Origin of the sequence: Paraburkholderia sp. UCT2, from assembly GCF_014397665.1 — a bacterium.
GTDB classification, from domain to species: domain Bacteria; phylum Pseudomonadota; class Gammaproteobacteria; order Burkholderiales; family Burkholderiaceae; genus Paraburkholderia; species Paraburkholderia tuberum.
In genome coordinates this window covers 170,546-186,148 of sequence record NZ_VZQO01000006.1, presented here as the reverse complement: position 1 = coordinate 186,148, position 15,603 = coordinate 170,546, and the positions used below count along the sequence as shown (strand labels likewise).

Annotated in this window: 19 protein-coding genes; 12 read left to right on the top strand and 7 right to left on the bottom strand. The window is 64.6% G+C overall.

Translation table 11 applies throughout. The features are described from left to right. Positions 1–180 precede the first annotated feature (180 nt). Positions 181–750: a hypothetical protein gene (locus F6X39_RS07590; protein WP_187616167.1), complete on the bottom strand. Its 570-nt coding sequence runs from the start codon at positions 748–750 to the stop codon at positions 181–183. 78 nt (positions 751–828) lie between these two features. On the opposite strand from F6X39_RS07590, the gene F6X39_RS07585 reads away from it, so the two are divergent. Next, positions 829–1,395, top strand: coding sequence for a YbhB/YbcL family Raf kinase inhibitor-like protein (locus F6X39_RS07585; protein ID WP_187616166.1), 567 nt, complete (start codon positions 829–831; stop codon positions 1,393–1,395). A 47-nt stretch (positions 1,396–1,442) separates the two neighbouring features. Here F6X39_RS07585 and F6X39_RS07580 read toward each other — a convergent pair whose 3' ends face one another. Then, positions 1,443–2,438 (bottom strand): aldo/keto reductase, encoded by a 996-nt coding sequence (locus F6X39_RS07580; protein ID WP_187616165.1) that lies wholly within the window; start codon positions 2,436–2,438, stop codon positions 1,443–1,445. 277 nt (positions 2,439–2,715) lie between these two features. Between F6X39_RS07580 and F6X39_RS07575 the strand changes: the two genes are divergently transcribed. From F6X39_RS07575 to F6X39_RS07555, 5 genes are all read left to right on the top strand, one after another. Next, a complete protein-coding gene (locus F6X39_RS07575) occupies positions 2,716–4,896 on the top strand; it encodes a TonB-dependent receptor (protein ID WP_187616164.1) in 2,181 nt (726 codons plus the stop codon). A gap of 80 nt (positions 4,897–4,976) precedes the next feature. After that, entirely contained in the window at positions 4,977–5,660 is a 684-nt protein-coding gene (locus F6X39_RS07570; RefSeq protein WP_187616163.1) for a Fe2+-dependent dioxygenase, read from the top strand. Then, entirely contained in the window at positions 5,657–6,379 is a 723-nt protein-coding gene (locus F6X39_RS07565; protein ID WP_187616162.1) for a PepSY-associated TM helix domain-containing protein, read from the top strand. The genes F6X39_RS07570 and F6X39_RS07565 overlap by 4 nt, the downstream gene beginning before the upstream one ends. 110 nt (positions 6,380–6,489) lie before the next feature. After that, entirely contained in the window at positions 6,490–7,179 is a 690-nt protein-coding gene (locus F6X39_RS07560) for a nitroreductase (RefSeq protein WP_187616161.1), read from the top strand. A 36-nt stretch (positions 7,180–7,215) separates the two neighbouring features. Beyond that, positions 7,216–7,530 (top strand): high-potential iron-sulfur protein, encoded by a 315-nt coding sequence (locus tag F6X39_RS07555; RefSeq protein ID WP_187616160.1) that lies wholly within the window; start codon positions 7,216–7,218, stop codon positions 7,528–7,530. Positions 7,531–7,558: 28 nt separating this feature from the next. On the opposite strand, the gene F6X39_RS07550 is transcribed toward F6X39_RS07555, so the two are convergent. Together F6X39_RS07550 and F6X39_RS07545 are read right to left on the bottom strand one after the other, a co-directional pair. Beyond that, positions 7,559–7,921 (bottom strand): DOPA 4,5-dioxygenase family protein, encoded by a 363-nt coding sequence (locus tag F6X39_RS07550; RefSeq protein ID WP_187616159.1) that lies wholly within the window; start codon positions 7,919–7,921, stop codon positions 7,559–7,561. A gap of 18 nt (positions 7,922–7,939) precedes the next feature. Next, positions 7,940–8,443, bottom strand: a complete 504-nt coding sequence (locus F6X39_RS07545; RefSeq protein ID WP_187616158.1) for a GNAT family N-acetyltransferase — start codon at positions 8,441–8,443, stop codon at positions 7,940–7,942. Positions 8,444–8,728: 285 nt separating this feature from the next. On the opposite strand from F6X39_RS07545, the gene F6X39_RS07540 reads away from it, so the two are divergent. From F6X39_RS07540 to F6X39_RS07520, 6 genes are all read left to right on the top strand, one after another. Next, positions 8,729–9,001 carry a DUF1488 domain-containing protein gene (locus F6X39_RS07540; protein ID WP_090807933.1) on the top strand — a complete coding sequence of 91 codons (273 nt, stop codon included), beginning with the start codon at positions 8,729–8,731 and terminating at the stop codon, positions 8,999–9,001. Positions 9,002–9,888: 887 nt separating this feature from the next. Then, the gene (locus F6X39_RS07535; protein ID WP_187616157.1) at positions 9,889–10,362 is read left to right on the top strand and encodes a hypothetical protein; all 474 of its coding nucleotides are present in this window, start codon (positions 9,889–9,891) and stop codon (positions 10,360–10,362) included. After that, complete coding sequence (locus F6X39_RS36630; protein ID WP_262413586.1) at positions 10,359–10,484, top strand: hypothetical protein; 126 nt, start codon at positions 10,359–10,361, stop codon at positions 10,482–10,484. Before F6X39_RS07535 ends, F6X39_RS36630 begins: the two co-directional genes overlap by 4 nt. Positions 10,485–10,763: 279 nt before the next feature. Next, positions 10,764–11,117 (top strand): YciI family protein, encoded by a 354-nt coding sequence (locus F6X39_RS07530; RefSeq protein ID WP_187616156.1) that lies wholly within the window; start codon positions 10,764–10,766, stop codon positions 11,115–11,117. A gap of 179 nt (positions 11,118–11,296) precedes the next feature. Beyond that, positions 11,297–11,710, top strand: a complete 414-nt coding sequence (locus F6X39_RS07525; protein ID WP_187616155.1) for a YciI family protein — start codon at positions 11,297–11,299, stop codon at positions 11,708–11,710. Between the two features lie 77 nt (positions 11,711–11,787). Continuing rightward, entirely contained in the window at positions 11,788–13,062 is a 1,275-nt protein-coding gene (locus F6X39_RS07520) for an RNA polymerase sigma factor (RefSeq protein WP_187616154.1), read from the top strand. Between the two features lie 53 nt (positions 13,063–13,115). On the opposite strand, the gene F6X39_RS07515 is transcribed toward F6X39_RS07520, so the two are convergent. From F6X39_RS07515 to F6X39_RS07505, 3 genes are all read right to left on the bottom strand, one after another. Continuing rightward, on the bottom strand, positions 13,116–13,733 hold the full coding sequence (locus F6X39_RS07515; RefSeq protein ID WP_187616153.1) for a LysE family translocator: 618 nt from the start codon (positions 13,731–13,733) through the stop codon (positions 13,116–13,118). A gap of 52 nt (positions 13,734–13,785) precedes the next feature. Next, entirely contained in the window at positions 13,786–14,373 is a 588-nt protein-coding gene (locus F6X39_RS07510; protein WP_184030515.1) for a DUF4337 domain-containing protein, read from the bottom strand. 124 nt (positions 14,374–14,497) lie between these two features. Then, complete coding sequence (locus tag F6X39_RS07505) at positions 14,498–15,466, bottom strand: zinc-binding alcohol dehydrogenase family protein (protein ID WP_187616152.1); 969 nt, start codon at positions 15,464–15,466, stop codon at positions 14,498–14,500. Positions 15,467–15,603: the final 137 nt, after the last annotated feature.

Sequence of the window (15,603 nt, the reverse complement as noted above, 5' to 3'; positions counted from 1 at the left end):
CAAGTAAAGTTGACACACCTCTCGCCGTAGATGCCCATCAGTCAACGTTCAAGTGGTTCACACGCAAGCGAGTGAACCGAGTCTTGTGTCGAAATCTACGGTCGTTGCATATCTGTGGCAGCCGCAAACTCGGAGGCAGTGCACGGGGTGACGGTCTCGTTCACTGCTTCCGCGGTTTGTCTAACGCCCGACGTTTGTCGTACTCGCGCGCAAGGTAAATGTTTTGCCGTCGAACGCGGAGTAGTAGGTTCCGTGCTCGGCGTTTTCATTGCGGCTACCGTGAGCGATCAGCAGGCAACTGTCTGCGCGATAGGCAAGCGGATCCGTGATGTCCAGCGGCCAATCGGAAACCGTGAACGGCAGCGAAGTGACGCGGCCCGAGTTCGTATCGATTGCCGCCGCCATCACGCAGCCAGCACCGCATCCCCACGTAGCGAGAACGTAGTGGCCCGCGAAGTTAATTGGCTCCTTTGCGGCTTCACGAAGAATGCTGCGGTAATGACGTGCCGTCGCGTCCGTGAATATCATGCGTGGCATCGCAGCGTGCCTGGACTCGACAGTGGCGGGACAATCCTCAAACCTGGGAACCGATTCCGCAAGGGCCAAACCGGATACTGCGCCGAACATCAATGTGGCAATAAGCCAGGACGAAAGACGCATCGTTTTAATACCAGTGGTGTTGTTGCCAGAATCCTCTGGCCATATTGTTTGATTCGCGCAGCCCCATGCGCAATATGCCGCCTCTTCCATCTCAAAACAACATTCTCATTATAGTTGCTCTCTGAACTGCAAAGCTCTCAACGGCACGTCCAACCCCGGAGACTCCCAATGACTCGCATCCACCTGAACCTCGCGCGGCGCCTGCTCTCCGTCGGCGCGTGCGCGCTGCTCGCTTACGCGAGCGCGCATGCGTGTGCGGCGCAGGCCTTCGCGGTGTCGTCGCCGGGACTGGCCGATGGTGGCACGCTCAGCGCAAGCCACGCGGCGAGCGCGAACAATTGCGGCGGCGGCAACGTGTCGCCGGCGCTGCAATGGCATAACGCGCCGGTCGGCACGAAAAGTTTCGCGGTGACTATCTTCGACCCCGACGGCGCGAAAGGCCTCGGCATCGTGCACTGGATCGTCTATGGCATCGCGCCTACCACGACCGGACTCGCCGAAGGCGAAGCCGCGCCGGCGGGCAGCGTCGCCGGCACGAATCGCACCGGCGGCCCCGGCTATTACGGCCCGTGTCCGCCCGTCGGCGAGGTACCGCATCACTACGTGGCGCAGGTCTATGCGCTCGATCTGCCGCCCGGCGCATTGCCGGCCGGCTTGACGCGCGACGCGTTCCACGCCGCGATCAAGGATCACGTGCTCGCCGCGACGAGCACCGTGCTGCGCTACGGACGATGAACACGCGCGGCCGAACGCCGGGCCGCGCTTGATCTGCCGGCGGGCGCCTAGCGCGCCGCGTCCCCCCAGCGATACTGCACGCTCGCTTCATCGAGCTGGGTCTTGATCGCGGCGTCGAGCGTGAGCTCGGCCGCCGCGAGCGTATCGCTCAACTGCTCCACGCGGCTCGCACCAATGATCGCCGACGTAATCAGCGGATTCGCGAGCACCCACGCAAGCGAGACCTTCGCCAGCGATTCGCCGGTCGGCGCGACGATCGCCTTCAGCCTTTCGATCGTGTCGAACTCGCGCTCATGCCAGTAGCGCTCCTGATACATCGCGCCAGCCTTGCCGACGCTTTCGGTGAAGCGCCCTTCGGCGGGCGTCGCGTCGAGCCGGTGCTTGCCGCTCAGCAGTCCGCCCGCGAGCGGGTTATACGGCATCACGGCCAGCTGCTCCTCGGCGGCCAGCGGCAGCAGCTCGCGCTCGATCTGGCGAAACAGCAGGTTGTAGCGCGGCTGGACCGACACGAAGCGCGCGACGCGGAGCACGTCCGCGCGCCCCAGTGCGCGCGCGAGCCGGTAGGCGAGAAAGTTCGACACGCCGATATAGCGCGCCTTGCCCGAGCGCACGATCGCATCGAGCGCTTCGAGCGTCTCGTCGAGCGGGGTCTTCGCGTCGTCGGAATGGAGCTGGTACAGGTCGACGTAGTCGGTGCCTAGGCGCTGCAAGGACGCGTCGATCGCATCGAGCAGGTGCTTGCGCGACGCGCCCTGGTCCCACGCGGCGGGCCCCATCTTGCCGACCGCCTTGGTCGCAACGATGAAGCGCTCGCGTTTGCCCTTCAGCCAGCGTCCGACGATTTCCTCGGTGCGTCCGGCCAGATTTTCGTCGCCGCCGAGCGGATAGACGTTCGCGGTATCGATGAAATTGACACCGGCGTCCGCGGCCGTGTCGAGGATGCGGTGCGATGCGGCTTCTTCGGTTTGCAGCCCGAAGGTCATGGTGCCGAGACACAGGCGAGAAACGGTCAGGCCGGTGCGGCCGAATTGGCGATATTGCATAAAGTCGACTCCAGAGGGAAGGAAAGCGCTGCCGAAGCGATGAAACTACATTGTTGTAAAAAGGATAAACCGAGTCGCGATTCGATGTGCCTGACGCACGCCGGGATTGCTGACTTCCAGTAGATATGAAATGATAGCGATTCTCATTTAAACCTAGCCAGCCATCCCGTCATCTCCATCTCACACTACGGAGAGCGGCAGCCAGCCATTTGCGGCTTTGTCATGAATTCGACGTTAGTGATGCGAATCTGACAAACGCATTTCTGACGGGATTTCCATGCTCAATCACACGCCGCTCGCGACAGCGCTAGCGCTCGCTTTTGCCATTCCTTTGGCGCCCCCGGCGCTCGCGCAAAGCGCGCCGCAGAACGCACAAACCAGCGCACGGAACGACACACCCGCCGCCGCGCAGACGCTGCCGACCATCGGCGTGCAGGCTCAGGCCGTTCAGCAGGACTTCCAGGCCGACCATGCGACCGTCGGCGCCAAGACGCCGACCGCGCTTCGCGACATTCCGCAGACCGTCACCGTGATCAATCGCGACCTGCTCGCCTCACAGGGCGCGACGTCGTTTGCGGACGCGCTGCGCAACGCGCCCGGCGTGACGATCGGCGCGGCCGAAGGCGGCCAGATCGGCAACAACATCAACCTGCGCGGCTTCACCGCGCAGAACGACATCTATCTGGACGGCTTTCGGGACCGCAATCAGTACTACCGCGACACGTTCAATCTTGAATCGCTCGAAGTGCTGTACGGTCCGTCGTCGATGCTGTTCGGCCGCGGCTCGACCGGCGGCGTGATCAACCAGGTCAGCAAGAAGGCGAACCTGACGGACTCGGCGGAAGTCTCCGGCATGATCGGCACCGACGAGCGCTACCGCTCCACCGTCGACGTGAATCACAAGCTCACCGACACCTCGGCGATCCGCCTCAATGCATTCGGCCAGAGCCTCGGCTCGACGCGCGACGTGATGAAGAACAAGGACTTCGGCGTCGCGCCGGAGCTGCGCTTCGGCATCGGCACGCCGACCGAGATCACGCTGTCCGCGCTGATCCAGCGCAACCACGACATGCCCGACTACGGCATCCAGGCGCTGAACGGCCGCCCGTCGCCGGTACCGAAGAACACGTTCTACGGTTTGACCAGCGACCGCACGATCCAGGACGTGCAGATCTTTACCGCGGCGATCAAGCACAAGTTTTCCGAGGACCTGACGCTGACGAACCAGACGCAGATCTCGCACTCCATGACCGACGCGCGCGAAACCGCGCCGCAAGCGGTGCTGACCGGACCGCTGTCGTCCAGCACAGCGTTGACCAACGGCAACTTCACGACGCTGTCGCCGTCGCAGCTGTTCATCAAGCTGCAAAGTCATGACCGCGTGATCCAGAATCATGCGATCTACAACGACACGATGCTCGAATACAAATTCGACACCGGACCGATCAGGCACGACCTGATCGCCGGTGTCGAAGTGGGCCACGACAGCTATACGAACCAGGCGTACACGCGCAACAACCTGCCGATCGTGCCGATGCTCAATCCGCCGATCATGGGCACGCCGTCGAACGTGACGACGACGGTCGGCAACTACGCCGATTCGAGTGCGAACGAAATTGCCGCTTACCTGAACGACACGATCACGCTGACGCCGCACTGGAAGCTGATCGGCGGTGTGCGCTGGGATCGTTTCTCGGCGGGAATCCGCAATTCGATTAGCGCGCCGGCTTATGCGAGCCAGACCAACTACTTCACGAGCGTGCGCGCCGGCGTTATCTATCAGCCGACCGACTGGCAGTCGTACTACGTGTCGTACGGCACGTCGTTCAACCCGTCGCTCGAAAACCTGACGGTCACGAACCGCACTCAGAACCTCGCGCCGGAATCGACGAAGTCGTATGAAATCGGCGGCAAGTGGGATCTGTTCGGCGGCAACATATCGGTGACCTCGGCGTTGTTCCGCGAGGAAAAGGACAACGCGCGCACGCAGGTGTCACCGACCGAGTACCAGCTGGCCGGCAACATTCGCGTCGACGGCTTCCAGGCGGGCGTGACGGGGCACATCACCGACAAGTGGCAGATTTTCGGCGGCTACACGTACATGGACGCGACGATCCTGAAAGCGGCCGACGGCACGCAAGGTCACACGCCGGCCAACACGCCGCGCAACACGCTGACGTTCTGGACCACGTATGCGATCACGCCGCATTGGGAAATCGGCGGCGGTCCGATCTACATGTCGCCACGTTATGCGTCGAATACGAACTACGTGAAGGTGCCGGGCTACACGCGTTGGGACGCGACCGCGGCCTATCACGCGAAGAAGTACGACGTGCGCCTGAACCTGCTGAACCTCACCAACAAGTATTACTACGACGCGTTGATTCCGTCGGACGGCGGACGTTCGGTGCCGGGCATCGGCCGCACGCTGCTCGCGACGTTCAACTACCGCTTTTGATACGCGCTTTTGATACGCACTGAGCGCATGCGTACGGCTTGCCGCTTCTGCAAACGGCAAGCCGACGCGAAGGACACACTATGTTGCTGCACATTCAGAAGGTACTGGACGCCGGGCAGTTGCGCTTCATGCGCGAGCGGCTCGATCGAGCCGGCGACGCGTGGGTCGATGGCCGCGCGACCGCGGGCTATCAGGGCGCGCCGGTCAAGCGCAATCAGCAGATCGCCGAGCACTCGACGCTCGCGCGCGAACTCGGCGATGTGATTCTCGCGGCGATCGAACGCAATCCGCTGTTCATCAGCGCGGTGCTGCCCAACCAGGTCTATCCGCCGCTCTTCAACCGCTACGAGGGCGGCATGCAGTTCGGCAGCCACGTGGATGGCGCGGTGCGCGTGCTGCCGAACGGCGTGAAGCTGCGCACGGACGTGTCGGTGACGCTGTTTCTCAGCGCGCCCGACGAATACGACGGCGGCGAACTCGTGATCGAGGACACCTACGGCGTGCAGCAGGTGAAACTGCCGGCCGGCGACATGATCGTCTATCCGGCGACGAGTCTGCACCAGGTGACGCCGGTCACACGCGGCGCGCGGGTGGCGAGCTTCTTCTGGGTGCAGAGCCTCGTGCGCAGCGACACGCATCGCGCGCTGCTGTTCGACATGGACACCGCGATTCAACGGCTCAATGCCACCGATGCCGACGAAGCTGCGCGACGCAGCCTCGTCGGTTGTTATCACAATCTGCTGCGCACCTGGAGTGAAACGTGAGCGTCTCGGACACCCTCGACATTCAACCGCCCGCGGCCGGCGAACATGGCGCGCAGGAGCCGCGGCGGCTCGATGACGATGAACTGAAATCGCGCCAGCAGCGCTCGCGTCGCGCGACCTTCATCAAGTGGCTGCGCAAGGTGCATGGGTGGGTTGGACTGTGGGGCGCCGCGCTCGGTCTGCTGTTCGGCACGACGGGCTTCTTTCTGAATCATCGCGGCGGCCCGCTGCGCGTCTCGACCGGCGAGCCGCAGGTCTCGGTGATGCAGGTGCCGCTGCCGCAACCGGCGCCGCAAACGCCCCGTGAGCTCGCGAAGTGGCTCAAGCAGGAACTGAAGATCGCCGGCAATCCGGGGCGCGTGCAGAAGGAAACCGAGCATCCGGTGGCGTGGGGCGATCGCAGCGTCGTGCAGCCCGAGCACTGGCAACTGAGTTTCGGGTCGCCGAAGGAAAACACGTCGGCCGAATACTGGGTCGGCAACCACACCGTCACGGTCAAGCGCAGCGCGAACACCTTTCTCGCGATGCTGACGAACATGCACAAGGGTGTGGGCTTGAGCGTCGGTTGGGTGCTGCTGATCGATACGCTCGCGGGCAGCCTGATCCTGCTGTCGTTGACGGGCGTGCTGTTGTGGACCGAGTTGAACAAGCGCAAGACGGTGGGGCTCGCGCTCGTGGTCGGATCGATTGCGGCGGCGGTGGTGTTGGGGACGATGTAAGGGCGCAGCGCAACGCTTCGGGCGACGCCTGCGCGCTGACGGGCAGGCTCTGAGCAGTCCGCGCTAGAATCGTCGCAGACCTACTCCGCAGGCTCTGCCGCCATCCGCCGATGACCTCTCCCGCGAACCCCGTCGACACCGCGCTGACCACGCGGCGCTCGGTGCGCGCCTTTCTGCCGACACCGGTGCCGCGCGCCGACATCGAAGCGATTCTCGAAGCCGCCAGCCACGCACCGTCGGGCACCAACACGCAGCCTTGGAAGGTGTACGTGCCGACGGGCGAATCGCTCGCGCGTCTGTCGCGCGATCTGCTCGCGGCCTACGACGATCCGCAGCGCGACGAGCTGTACCAGGAGGAGTACGCGTACTATCCGCGCCAGTGGCAGTCGCCGTTCATCGACCGGCGTCGCAAGATCGGCTGGGACATGTATAGCCTGCTCGGCATCGAGAAGGGCGACAAGGCGCGCATGCACGAACAGCACTCGCGCAACTTCCGTTTCTTCGACGCACCCGTCGGCCTGCTGTTCACGATCGATCGCAGCCTCGAGCGCGGCAGCTGGCTCGACTACGGCATGTTCCTGCAGGCGATCATGACGGCCGCGCGCGGACGCGGTCTCGACACCTGTCCGCAGGCCGCGTTCATGCAGTTTCATCGACTGATTGCCGGACATCTCGGCTTGCCCGAAAACGAGCAATTCGTGTGCGGCATGTCGCTCGGTTTCGGCGACCCCAACGCGCCGGTCAATGCGCTGCGCCCCGAGCGCGAACCGGTCGAGCGCTTCGCGCGCTTTCTCGATTGAACGCATCCCTCAGTCCCCACCCAGAGGCAAACGACAATGAAAACATCGCGGCGCCATTTCCTGTTGGTCAGCGCGGGCGTCGGCTCGTCGCTCGCGCTGTCTCGGCTCGCGTTCGCCGCGACCGTTCCCAATGCGCTCAGCGAGAGCGATCCGCAGGCGCAGGCGGTCGGCTATACCGAAGATGCGTCGAAGGTCGACAAGGCCAGATTTCCGAACTTCGCGGCCGGGCAATCGTGCGCGAACTGCTCGCTGTTCCAGGGCAAGGCATCGGACGCATACGGCGGCTGCACGCTGTTCGGCACTAAACAGGTCGCGTCGCGCGGCTGGTGCAGCGCGTATACGAATATGTGAGCACGCCGCCGTGGCGTTCGCAGCGGTGCTATAGCAGCGCCTTCAGCACGAGTTCGTGCGAGTGCCCGATCCACACGGCGGCGTCGCGATGATCGCGCAGCGCGTCGCCGGTGTTCGGATGCAGAAAGACATCGAGCGCGCCGTGATTGAGCGTGAGCCAGCCGACCACGTCGGCGAACTGCGTGTGCGCGAAGGCGAGCTGATACGACCACATCGGATGCGGCCCGACCGGCCGTTCGTGGAAGCGCCCGATTTGCAGTTTGTCGCCCCAATGCGCGTCGATCTGCTCGCGAAACGCCCAGGCGGCATCGCGGCTCGCCGGGTCGAAGTAGATGTGCGCGTGCCAGCTTTGTATCGCTGAAGCAGCGCGAAAAGTCGTATCAGAGTTCATTGCCAGGCTCGTTCCGTATCAGTCTTTATCCGACATTCGTTCTGCTTCACTTTCCGCCGGCGCGCGCGCTGCAAGGCGCATGTGAAACTGTGTCTGATCCTCGCCGACGATCTCGAAGCCAAGACGATCGTACAGCCGTTTGGCGGGATTGCCCTTGAGCACCTGCAAGCTGACCGGCAACGCTTCGGCTGCGGCGGCGCGCAGGATCGTGCGCAGCGCTTGCTCGCCGATGCCGCGACCCTGTAGCGCCGGCGCGATCTGCAACTGCACGACGAGCCATTCGTCGTCGTTGCGATGCGCCTTCAACAAGCCCGCGGGCGCGCCGTCGATGCAGACCACCCGCGCCGCGTCGTAGCGATGCAACAGGCGCGCGCGATGGGCGTCGTCGTCGGTCGGCTCGCCGGCGCGCGCCAGGCGTTCGGTCATCGTCGTCTTGCGCAGTTCGAGCAGGAAGGCTTCGTCGTCGGGTTGCGCGGGGCGCAAGGTCAACCCGGATCGTTGGTCGGGCAGTTGGGCGGACATGTCGGCAAGGTGGTGGCGCGCGATGATCGTGCGAAGCGCGAGTAAGAATTGTCGTCGATTGTCGCGCCGGCTGCGCTTTTTTACCACGCGGCTATGTTGCAGTCTTCTCACTTTGCGATGCAGGGCGAACGCTCGATGCGGCGAGGCGCCGCCTGCTGCGTTGTGTGGCATGCGCATTGCTGATTCGCTTTTCGCGGGCACGGTCGTCGACCCATCGCGGCCGCGCTTATCCGGGGAGGTTCGCGTGATGCGGCGAACGTCGTAATCAACGTTGCGAGGTGGGCTATGACGATGATCGAGGTGGTACCCAGCGTCTCGGCAGATGGACGCGCGGTGATTTTCCAGCTTTCGTCGCAGGGACGAGACCTTGAATGCGCGGTCACGCGCGAGGCGCTCGAGCAGCACTTCTGGCTGCAACGCGGCGCGGGCGAGGCGCGCGTTCTGAAGACGTTCGCGGATGGGCGCAAACGTATTACGGCGATCGCCGAACGAAAAATGCTCGCGCGTCCCGGTGAGAAGGTCTTGCTGACGATCGACGATTTCTCCACACGCGGTTGACGTGCGTGGCGTGGCGCGCGTCATCGCTCGAAGCTGCACACGCGATGACGCCGGCGCGACGGCACCGGCTCCGCTCGGCCTGAATGCGGCCGGCTTCGCACTTCGCGTTTTTTTCTCTCAGGCTTTCGCAGCACCGTTTCGGTGCAATCGCTGATTTCACATCGAGCGCTCCGTGGGGCCGCTGTTACATCGATTCGCCAAATTAACCCGCCAAAGCGCTTCGGTTCGCTGAATTGCTTTCGCGCGTGCGCGCATACACTCTTTTCCATGGAGCGAGGAATCACCGACCTCCATCGATGCGATCTTCCCCTCGTGTCGGATTTGAACCGTACCATTGATGAGTAGTCTGCAGTTCGCAGTTCGCAGTTCGTATCTGGCAGTTGGCAGTCCGCAGTTGACGCAATACAAGCGCGCAATGCATCGAGCACGAGCGCGAAGCAACAGGGGTAGCGGCCAGAAGTAGCAGATAGCGAGGACCGGCCCACATGCAGTCGCAATTGAAGTGGTAGTTTGAATCGGCAGTTTGAAGTTTCCTGTCGAGCGGTAGAAATTGCCGGTGCAGTACACGTAAGCAATAGCTTTGCAGGTTAGGTGGTTATAGGTTGGCAGGCATCCACGCGCCTGCTCGGCCGTTCCATCGTGTCAGCCCTGTTCCTCGCGGAACAGGGCTTTTTTTCGTCGCAACGAAGCGGGCTTCTTGTTTCTGGTGGCTTCGAACCGATATGCGGACATTGCGTTCTTCGATACGTTCGAAGAACGCGCGCGTCGCATGGCGTGCGCATGGGGTGAACTGTCGGGCGCGAAATACGTCGGACGTTTGAGCGCGGCGTTTGCCGCCGTCGCGTGCCGAAGTCCGGGCGCGCTGCCGAAAGAAGGAGGTTGAATCGATGTCCAGCAAGTCGCGAGTTCGCAAGCCCGGCCGCACGGCCATGTCCCCGTTGTTGCGTTCTCTGACCCAGAGCCGCACCGCGCACGCGCCGGTCACGCAGACCATGCTGTTGCAGGCCTACGCCGCGCTCGATGCATTCCGCCGCGGCCACGGCGCGCGCATTCTGCACACGACGCTGAGCCGGCATTTGCTGGTGTCGCAGGAACTTGTGCATGCCGGACGGGGCGCCGACGCGCGCGCCGACATCGAAAGCGCGCATGCGGCGATGGTGCGGCTCGATGTGCGCGAGCGCCAGACTGGCCGCTGGTCGCTCGAAGACGACGACTACGCAAGTCTGTGCGCGGCGCTAGCGATTTTCGACGGACAGTTGTCGGCGGCGTCGCTGAGCGAGCTGGCGAGCGCGGAAGCAAAAATGATCGAAGGTTTGATGCGTTCCGCGCGACTGCGGGCGCTGGCGGAAGCGGCGGTTTGAGCGGCACGCATCTGGCGGCGCGCATTTCGGAAGCGTCGCGGGTCACCGGCGCTGCGCTCAATGCGCTATCGGCGAGCCCGAGCGAGTGGCTGCCCGCTGCGCCGCGTTCGTCGAACGGCTGATACGACCGTTTCAGCGCGGACGTAAATGGATACGGACACATTGAAAGCGGCTTCGACGTGTCGCGCGAGGCCGGCTGATGCGCGTGGCGCGGGCTTGTTACGAGTGTCCGTAGAAGTCCCGCCGGGCGCGTTTGCCGCTGCGATTCCCGCTTGCTAGACTGGCTGCGCCTGCTCGCCGCCTACCTGCTTGCGTACCTCCTGCATACCGCCGAGGCCAGGCGTCGCTGGCGTCGTTGCGATGCCGACTCGCGCATATAACCGAGCCCTATCGGAGACATCATGTCCTACATGCTGCTGATCGTCGAACCCACGGACCAACGCGAGGAGCGCGCCGAAGCCGCGGGCCGCGACCTCTACGACCAGATGGTGCGTTTCTCCGAGAACCTGAAAGCGCGCGGCAAGCTGCTCGCGGTCGAGTCACTGACTTCGCAGAAGGACGCCGTGCGCGTGCAGGTCCGCCATGGCGAATCGAAGCTCGTCGACGGGCCGTTCGCCGAGGCGAAGGAGATGATCGGCGGCTTCTTTCTGTTGAACTGCGACAGCCGTGAAGAGGCCGTGGCGATCGCGCAAACCTGCCCGGCGGCGTCGTGGTGCACGGTCGAGGTGCGCAAGCTCGGACCGTGCTTCATCTAGGCACGCGTGACTCCCACTTCACTAGCTTCGGTGTTTTCCCTGGGATGTGGGGACCGCCGCGCGTGTCGATCGGACCGTGCATCGCGCGTCGTGTGAGTGAGGGGCGAGCCGGCGTGGCCCCGCCAGGCGATTCACAAGAATCCACTCACGACCAACCACTAACAACAAGGAGCAACGACATGCGATTCATGATCATCGTCAAAGCCACGGCCGCGAGCGAAGCCGGCGAGATGCCCGAACCGTCGCTGATCGCCGCCATGGGCGCCTACCACGAAGAACTCGCGAAGGCCGGCGTGCTGCTCGACGCGACGGGCCTGCAGCCGAGCTCGAAAGGCTGGCGCGTGCGCTATAGCGGCGGCAAACGGAGCATCGTGGACGGGCCGTTCGTGGAGACCAAGGAGCTGATCGCGGGCTACACGTTGATCCAGGTGCGCTCGCGCGACGAGGCGATGGAATGGGCGCGGCGTTTTCCGGCGCCGTTCGGTGAGCACGCCGATGGCGAAATCGAAGTGCGGCAGCTGTTCGAACTCGACGACTTCGAGCCGGGGCCGGAAATCGAGCGCTTTCACAAGCTCGAAGAAGATCGCCGCTGATTTGATGGACTACGTCTGGGAGCCCGCGTACATGTTCCTGAACGCGCAACCGCCGGCAGCAGGTGAAGGCTGACGCCGTGACGATACAGGCCACCCATCGTGCGATCGACGCTGTCTGGCGGATCGAATCCGCGAAGGTCATCGCTCACGTCGCGCGGATCGTGCGCGACGTGGGACTCGCCGAGGAACTCGCGCAGGATGCGCTGGTGGCCGCGCTCGAGCATTGGCCGGACGCGGGCGTGCCCGACAACCCCGGAGCGTGGCTGATGACCGCCGCGAAGAACCGCGCGCTCGATCGCCTGCGCCAGGAAGCGCTGCATGCGCGCAAGCGCGAGGAGCTCGGCCACGATCTCGACGCGATCGAAGCGCACGTGGTGCCCGATTTCGTCGATGCGCTCGACGCCGCGCGCGCCGACGACATCGGCGACGATCTGCTGCGGCTCATCTTCACCGCGTGCCATCCGTTGCTGTCGACCGATGCGCGCGTCGCGCTGACGCTGCGCCTGCTCGGCGGCCTCACCACCGACGAAATCGCGCGCGCGTTTCTCGTGCCGGAGCCAACCATCGCGCAGCGGATCGTGCGCGCGAAACGCACGCTGTCGGCGGCGCGCGTGCCGTTCGAGGTGCCGCAGGCGGACGCGCGCGCGGCGCGGCTCGCGTCGGTGCTGCAGGTGATCTACCTGATTTTCAACGAAGGTTATTCGGCCACGGCCGGCGACGACTGGATGCGCCCGACGCTATGCGAGGAGGCGTTGCGGCTTGGGCGCGTGTTGAGCGGACTCGCACCCGACGAGAGCGAGGTCCACGGTCTCGTTGCGCTGATGGAGATTCAGGCGTCGCGTACGCACGCGCGCACCGACGCCCAGGGGCGTCCGGTACTGCTGCTCGATCAGGATCGCAGCCGCTGGGACCCGCTGCTGATTCGCCGCGGCCTCGCAGCGCTGGACAACGCGCATGCGCTCGGCGGCGAGAGCGGGCCGTATGCGTTGCAGGCGGCGCTCGCCGCGTGCCATGCGCGAGCGCGCCGCGCCGAGGATACCGACTGGGCGCAGATCGTCGCGCTCTACGATGCGTTGGAGCAGGTCGCGCCGTCGCCGGTAGTGGAGTTGAATCGTGCGGTCGCGGTGGGGATGGCGTTCGGGCCGGCGGCCGGACTCGAGATCGTCGATGCGCTCGCTGCCGGTTCGGCGCTCGCGAATTATCACTGGCTGCCGAGCGTGCGCGGCGATCTGCTGGTCAAGCTTGGACGCGTCGATGAAGCCCGCGTGGAGTTCGAGCGCGCCGCGGCCATGACGCGCAATACGCGCGAGCGCGAGTTGTTGCTGGAGCGTGCGCGCGGGCTCGCGGATTGAGGCTGGCACATTGGTGCTGGCACATTGGTGCTCACGCACACGTCAGTGCCGCCTCAACGAATCAGCTGCCGCACCCCCAACGCAACGATCAAGCCGCCGCACACACGATCCACCCACATCTTGCCGCGCCGATAAGCCGACGCGATGCGCTGATGCGACAGCGCCAGCGCGACGAACCCATACCAGCTGCTCGCGACGACGAACACCATGCCGAGCATCGCGGCGAACGTGCCGGTGCTCACATGCGCCGGCGCCGCCGACGAAAACACCGCGGCAAAAAACGCCATCGACTTCGGATTCGCGATGTTGGTCGCGAAGCCCTGCGCGAACGCCTGCCTGAAGCCGCCCGCCGGTGCCTTGACGAGCACCGCTTGCCGCGCCGCCGAGGCATTGAAGATCAGCCGCCCGCCGAACCATAGCAGGTAACACGCGCCCACGATCCTGACCACGAGCGCGAGCCACGGGAACGCGGCGAACACGATGCCGACGCCAAGAATCGCGCAGCTGGCCCAGAACAGATTGACGAGCACGATGCCGGCGACCATCGCGAGCGCTTCGATGCGCGTCGCCGAAGCCGCCTTGTGCGCGACCGCGACGAAGTTCGGGCCCGGACTCACCACGCCCGCGATATACACGGAAAACACGCCGACCACGGCGGACCCATCGATCACGACCCACTCCCGATTGCAAAGCTCTGGGTGAAAAGTAACGCGAGCATCCCGCTCATAGCCCGAAAAACGCCGCGCCCGCGGTCAAGACGCCCACTCCCGCGACGAGATACGACAGATTGCGCAGCCAGTTCTTGCGCGTGAGCAGCGTGATCGCGCACAGCGCAATCGCGACCTGAATCAGCAGCGTCGCCTGAGCCCAGCGATGATGGCCGTGCAACAGCGTTTCGCTGCGCGTATCGGCGGCGACGACCTGTTTTTCGATCGCTTCTGCGTTCGCGCGGATCGGCTCCTTCTGCTGCTTGTATTTCTCGACGTCGGCGACGAACTTCGCGTGCGCGTCGCTATTGGGCGCCGACAGCGCCGCGCCGAGTTCCGCGAGGTTTTCCTTTTCGCCCTTCGCCTGGTAGTAGCTCCACTGGTTCGACGCTTCGGTCTTCTTGATCGCGGCTTCGTTCTTGAAGAACAGCGCGAGGTTTTCGGCGTTGCCGCTCTGGTACGCGCACAGCGCGCCGATCGTCGCGAGGATCGCGGTCATCACGGCCATGCGGCTCGCGAACGGATCGGCGTCGTGATGCGCGGCGTGGCCGGCGTGTTCGACGGCATGGTCGTGCGGACCGTGCACTTCATATTCTTCAGACATCAGATTCTCCGAGGCAATGCTTTTGTCGTTCTCGCCGGACGGGGCGGGCGCCCGGCGGCCTCAATCTTAGCGTGTCGCGGAGGCCCGGAGGCCGCAGCTTCAATGCACTGTGTCAGAGGGACGGTTATTGCATGCGAATCACGACACGCCCGCGCGTGCCGGCGGCGACCGCCTCGTAGGCTTCGCGCGCGCGGGCGAGCGGGAATTCCTGCGCGATCGCCGGGCCGCTCAGCTTGCCGTTGTCGAAGCCCTCGACGAGCGCCGTCATCAGCGGCGCCGATTCCGCGACGCCGAGCTTCGCGCTGTCGACGCCGAGCAATTGCGTCTCGTTGTGATAGAAGTCGATCAGATCGAACTCGACGCGGCGCTTGCCGGTCCCGCTGATTTCGAGCACGCGGCCGCGTCGCTTTGCGAGACTCAGCGCGGTCTCGAACGCGACACCGCCTACCGTGTCGTACACGACTTCCGCGCCCGCGCCGCCGGTCAGCTCGCGCACGCGTGCGGCCGCGTGTTCGTCAAACGCTACGTAGGCGTCGATCAGGCGGCCCGCGGGCGTGGCGGGATCGAGCGGCCGGCGGTCGACGGCGATCACGCGCGCGCCGCGTGCTTTCGCGATCTGCACGACCGCGCCACCGACACCGCCGCTCGCGCCAAGCACGGCAATGGTCTCGCCGGCCTGCAACTTTGCGTATTCGACGGTGCCGAGCCACGCGACCACGAAGTTCACGCCGATCGCCGCCGCCTCGACGTGGCTCAACGCCACGGGCTTGCGCGACAGCGCCGCGACCGGAATGCTGAGGTACTCGGCGTGCGTGCCGTCGCGCGTGAAGCCGATGTCGCCGCCGGTTCCCCACACCTCGGCGTCGAGCCATGCGGCCGGGCCGTCCACCACCACGCCGCTGAAGTCGCGCCCCGGCGTGCGCGGCAGCACCGTATGTTCGAAATGGCCGGACACGTTCTTCACGTCGCTCGGATTGACCGAGGCCGCCATGACCCGCACGACCGCATGCTCCGCGTCGGCCTGCGGCGTCGGCAGATCGACGTATTCGAGCACTTCGGGGTTGCCAAAAGATTTGAACTGAATCGCTTTCATCGTGCGTGGCTCCGGTTGGTCTTGCGCCGCGTTGCGCAGCGAATGCACCGTAGTCTAAGTGACGCGAGTAAAGTCGTCAGGACAACGGCTTTCAGATTTTGGACAACCCGCGCGCCGGGTACGCGATCACCCAGGCT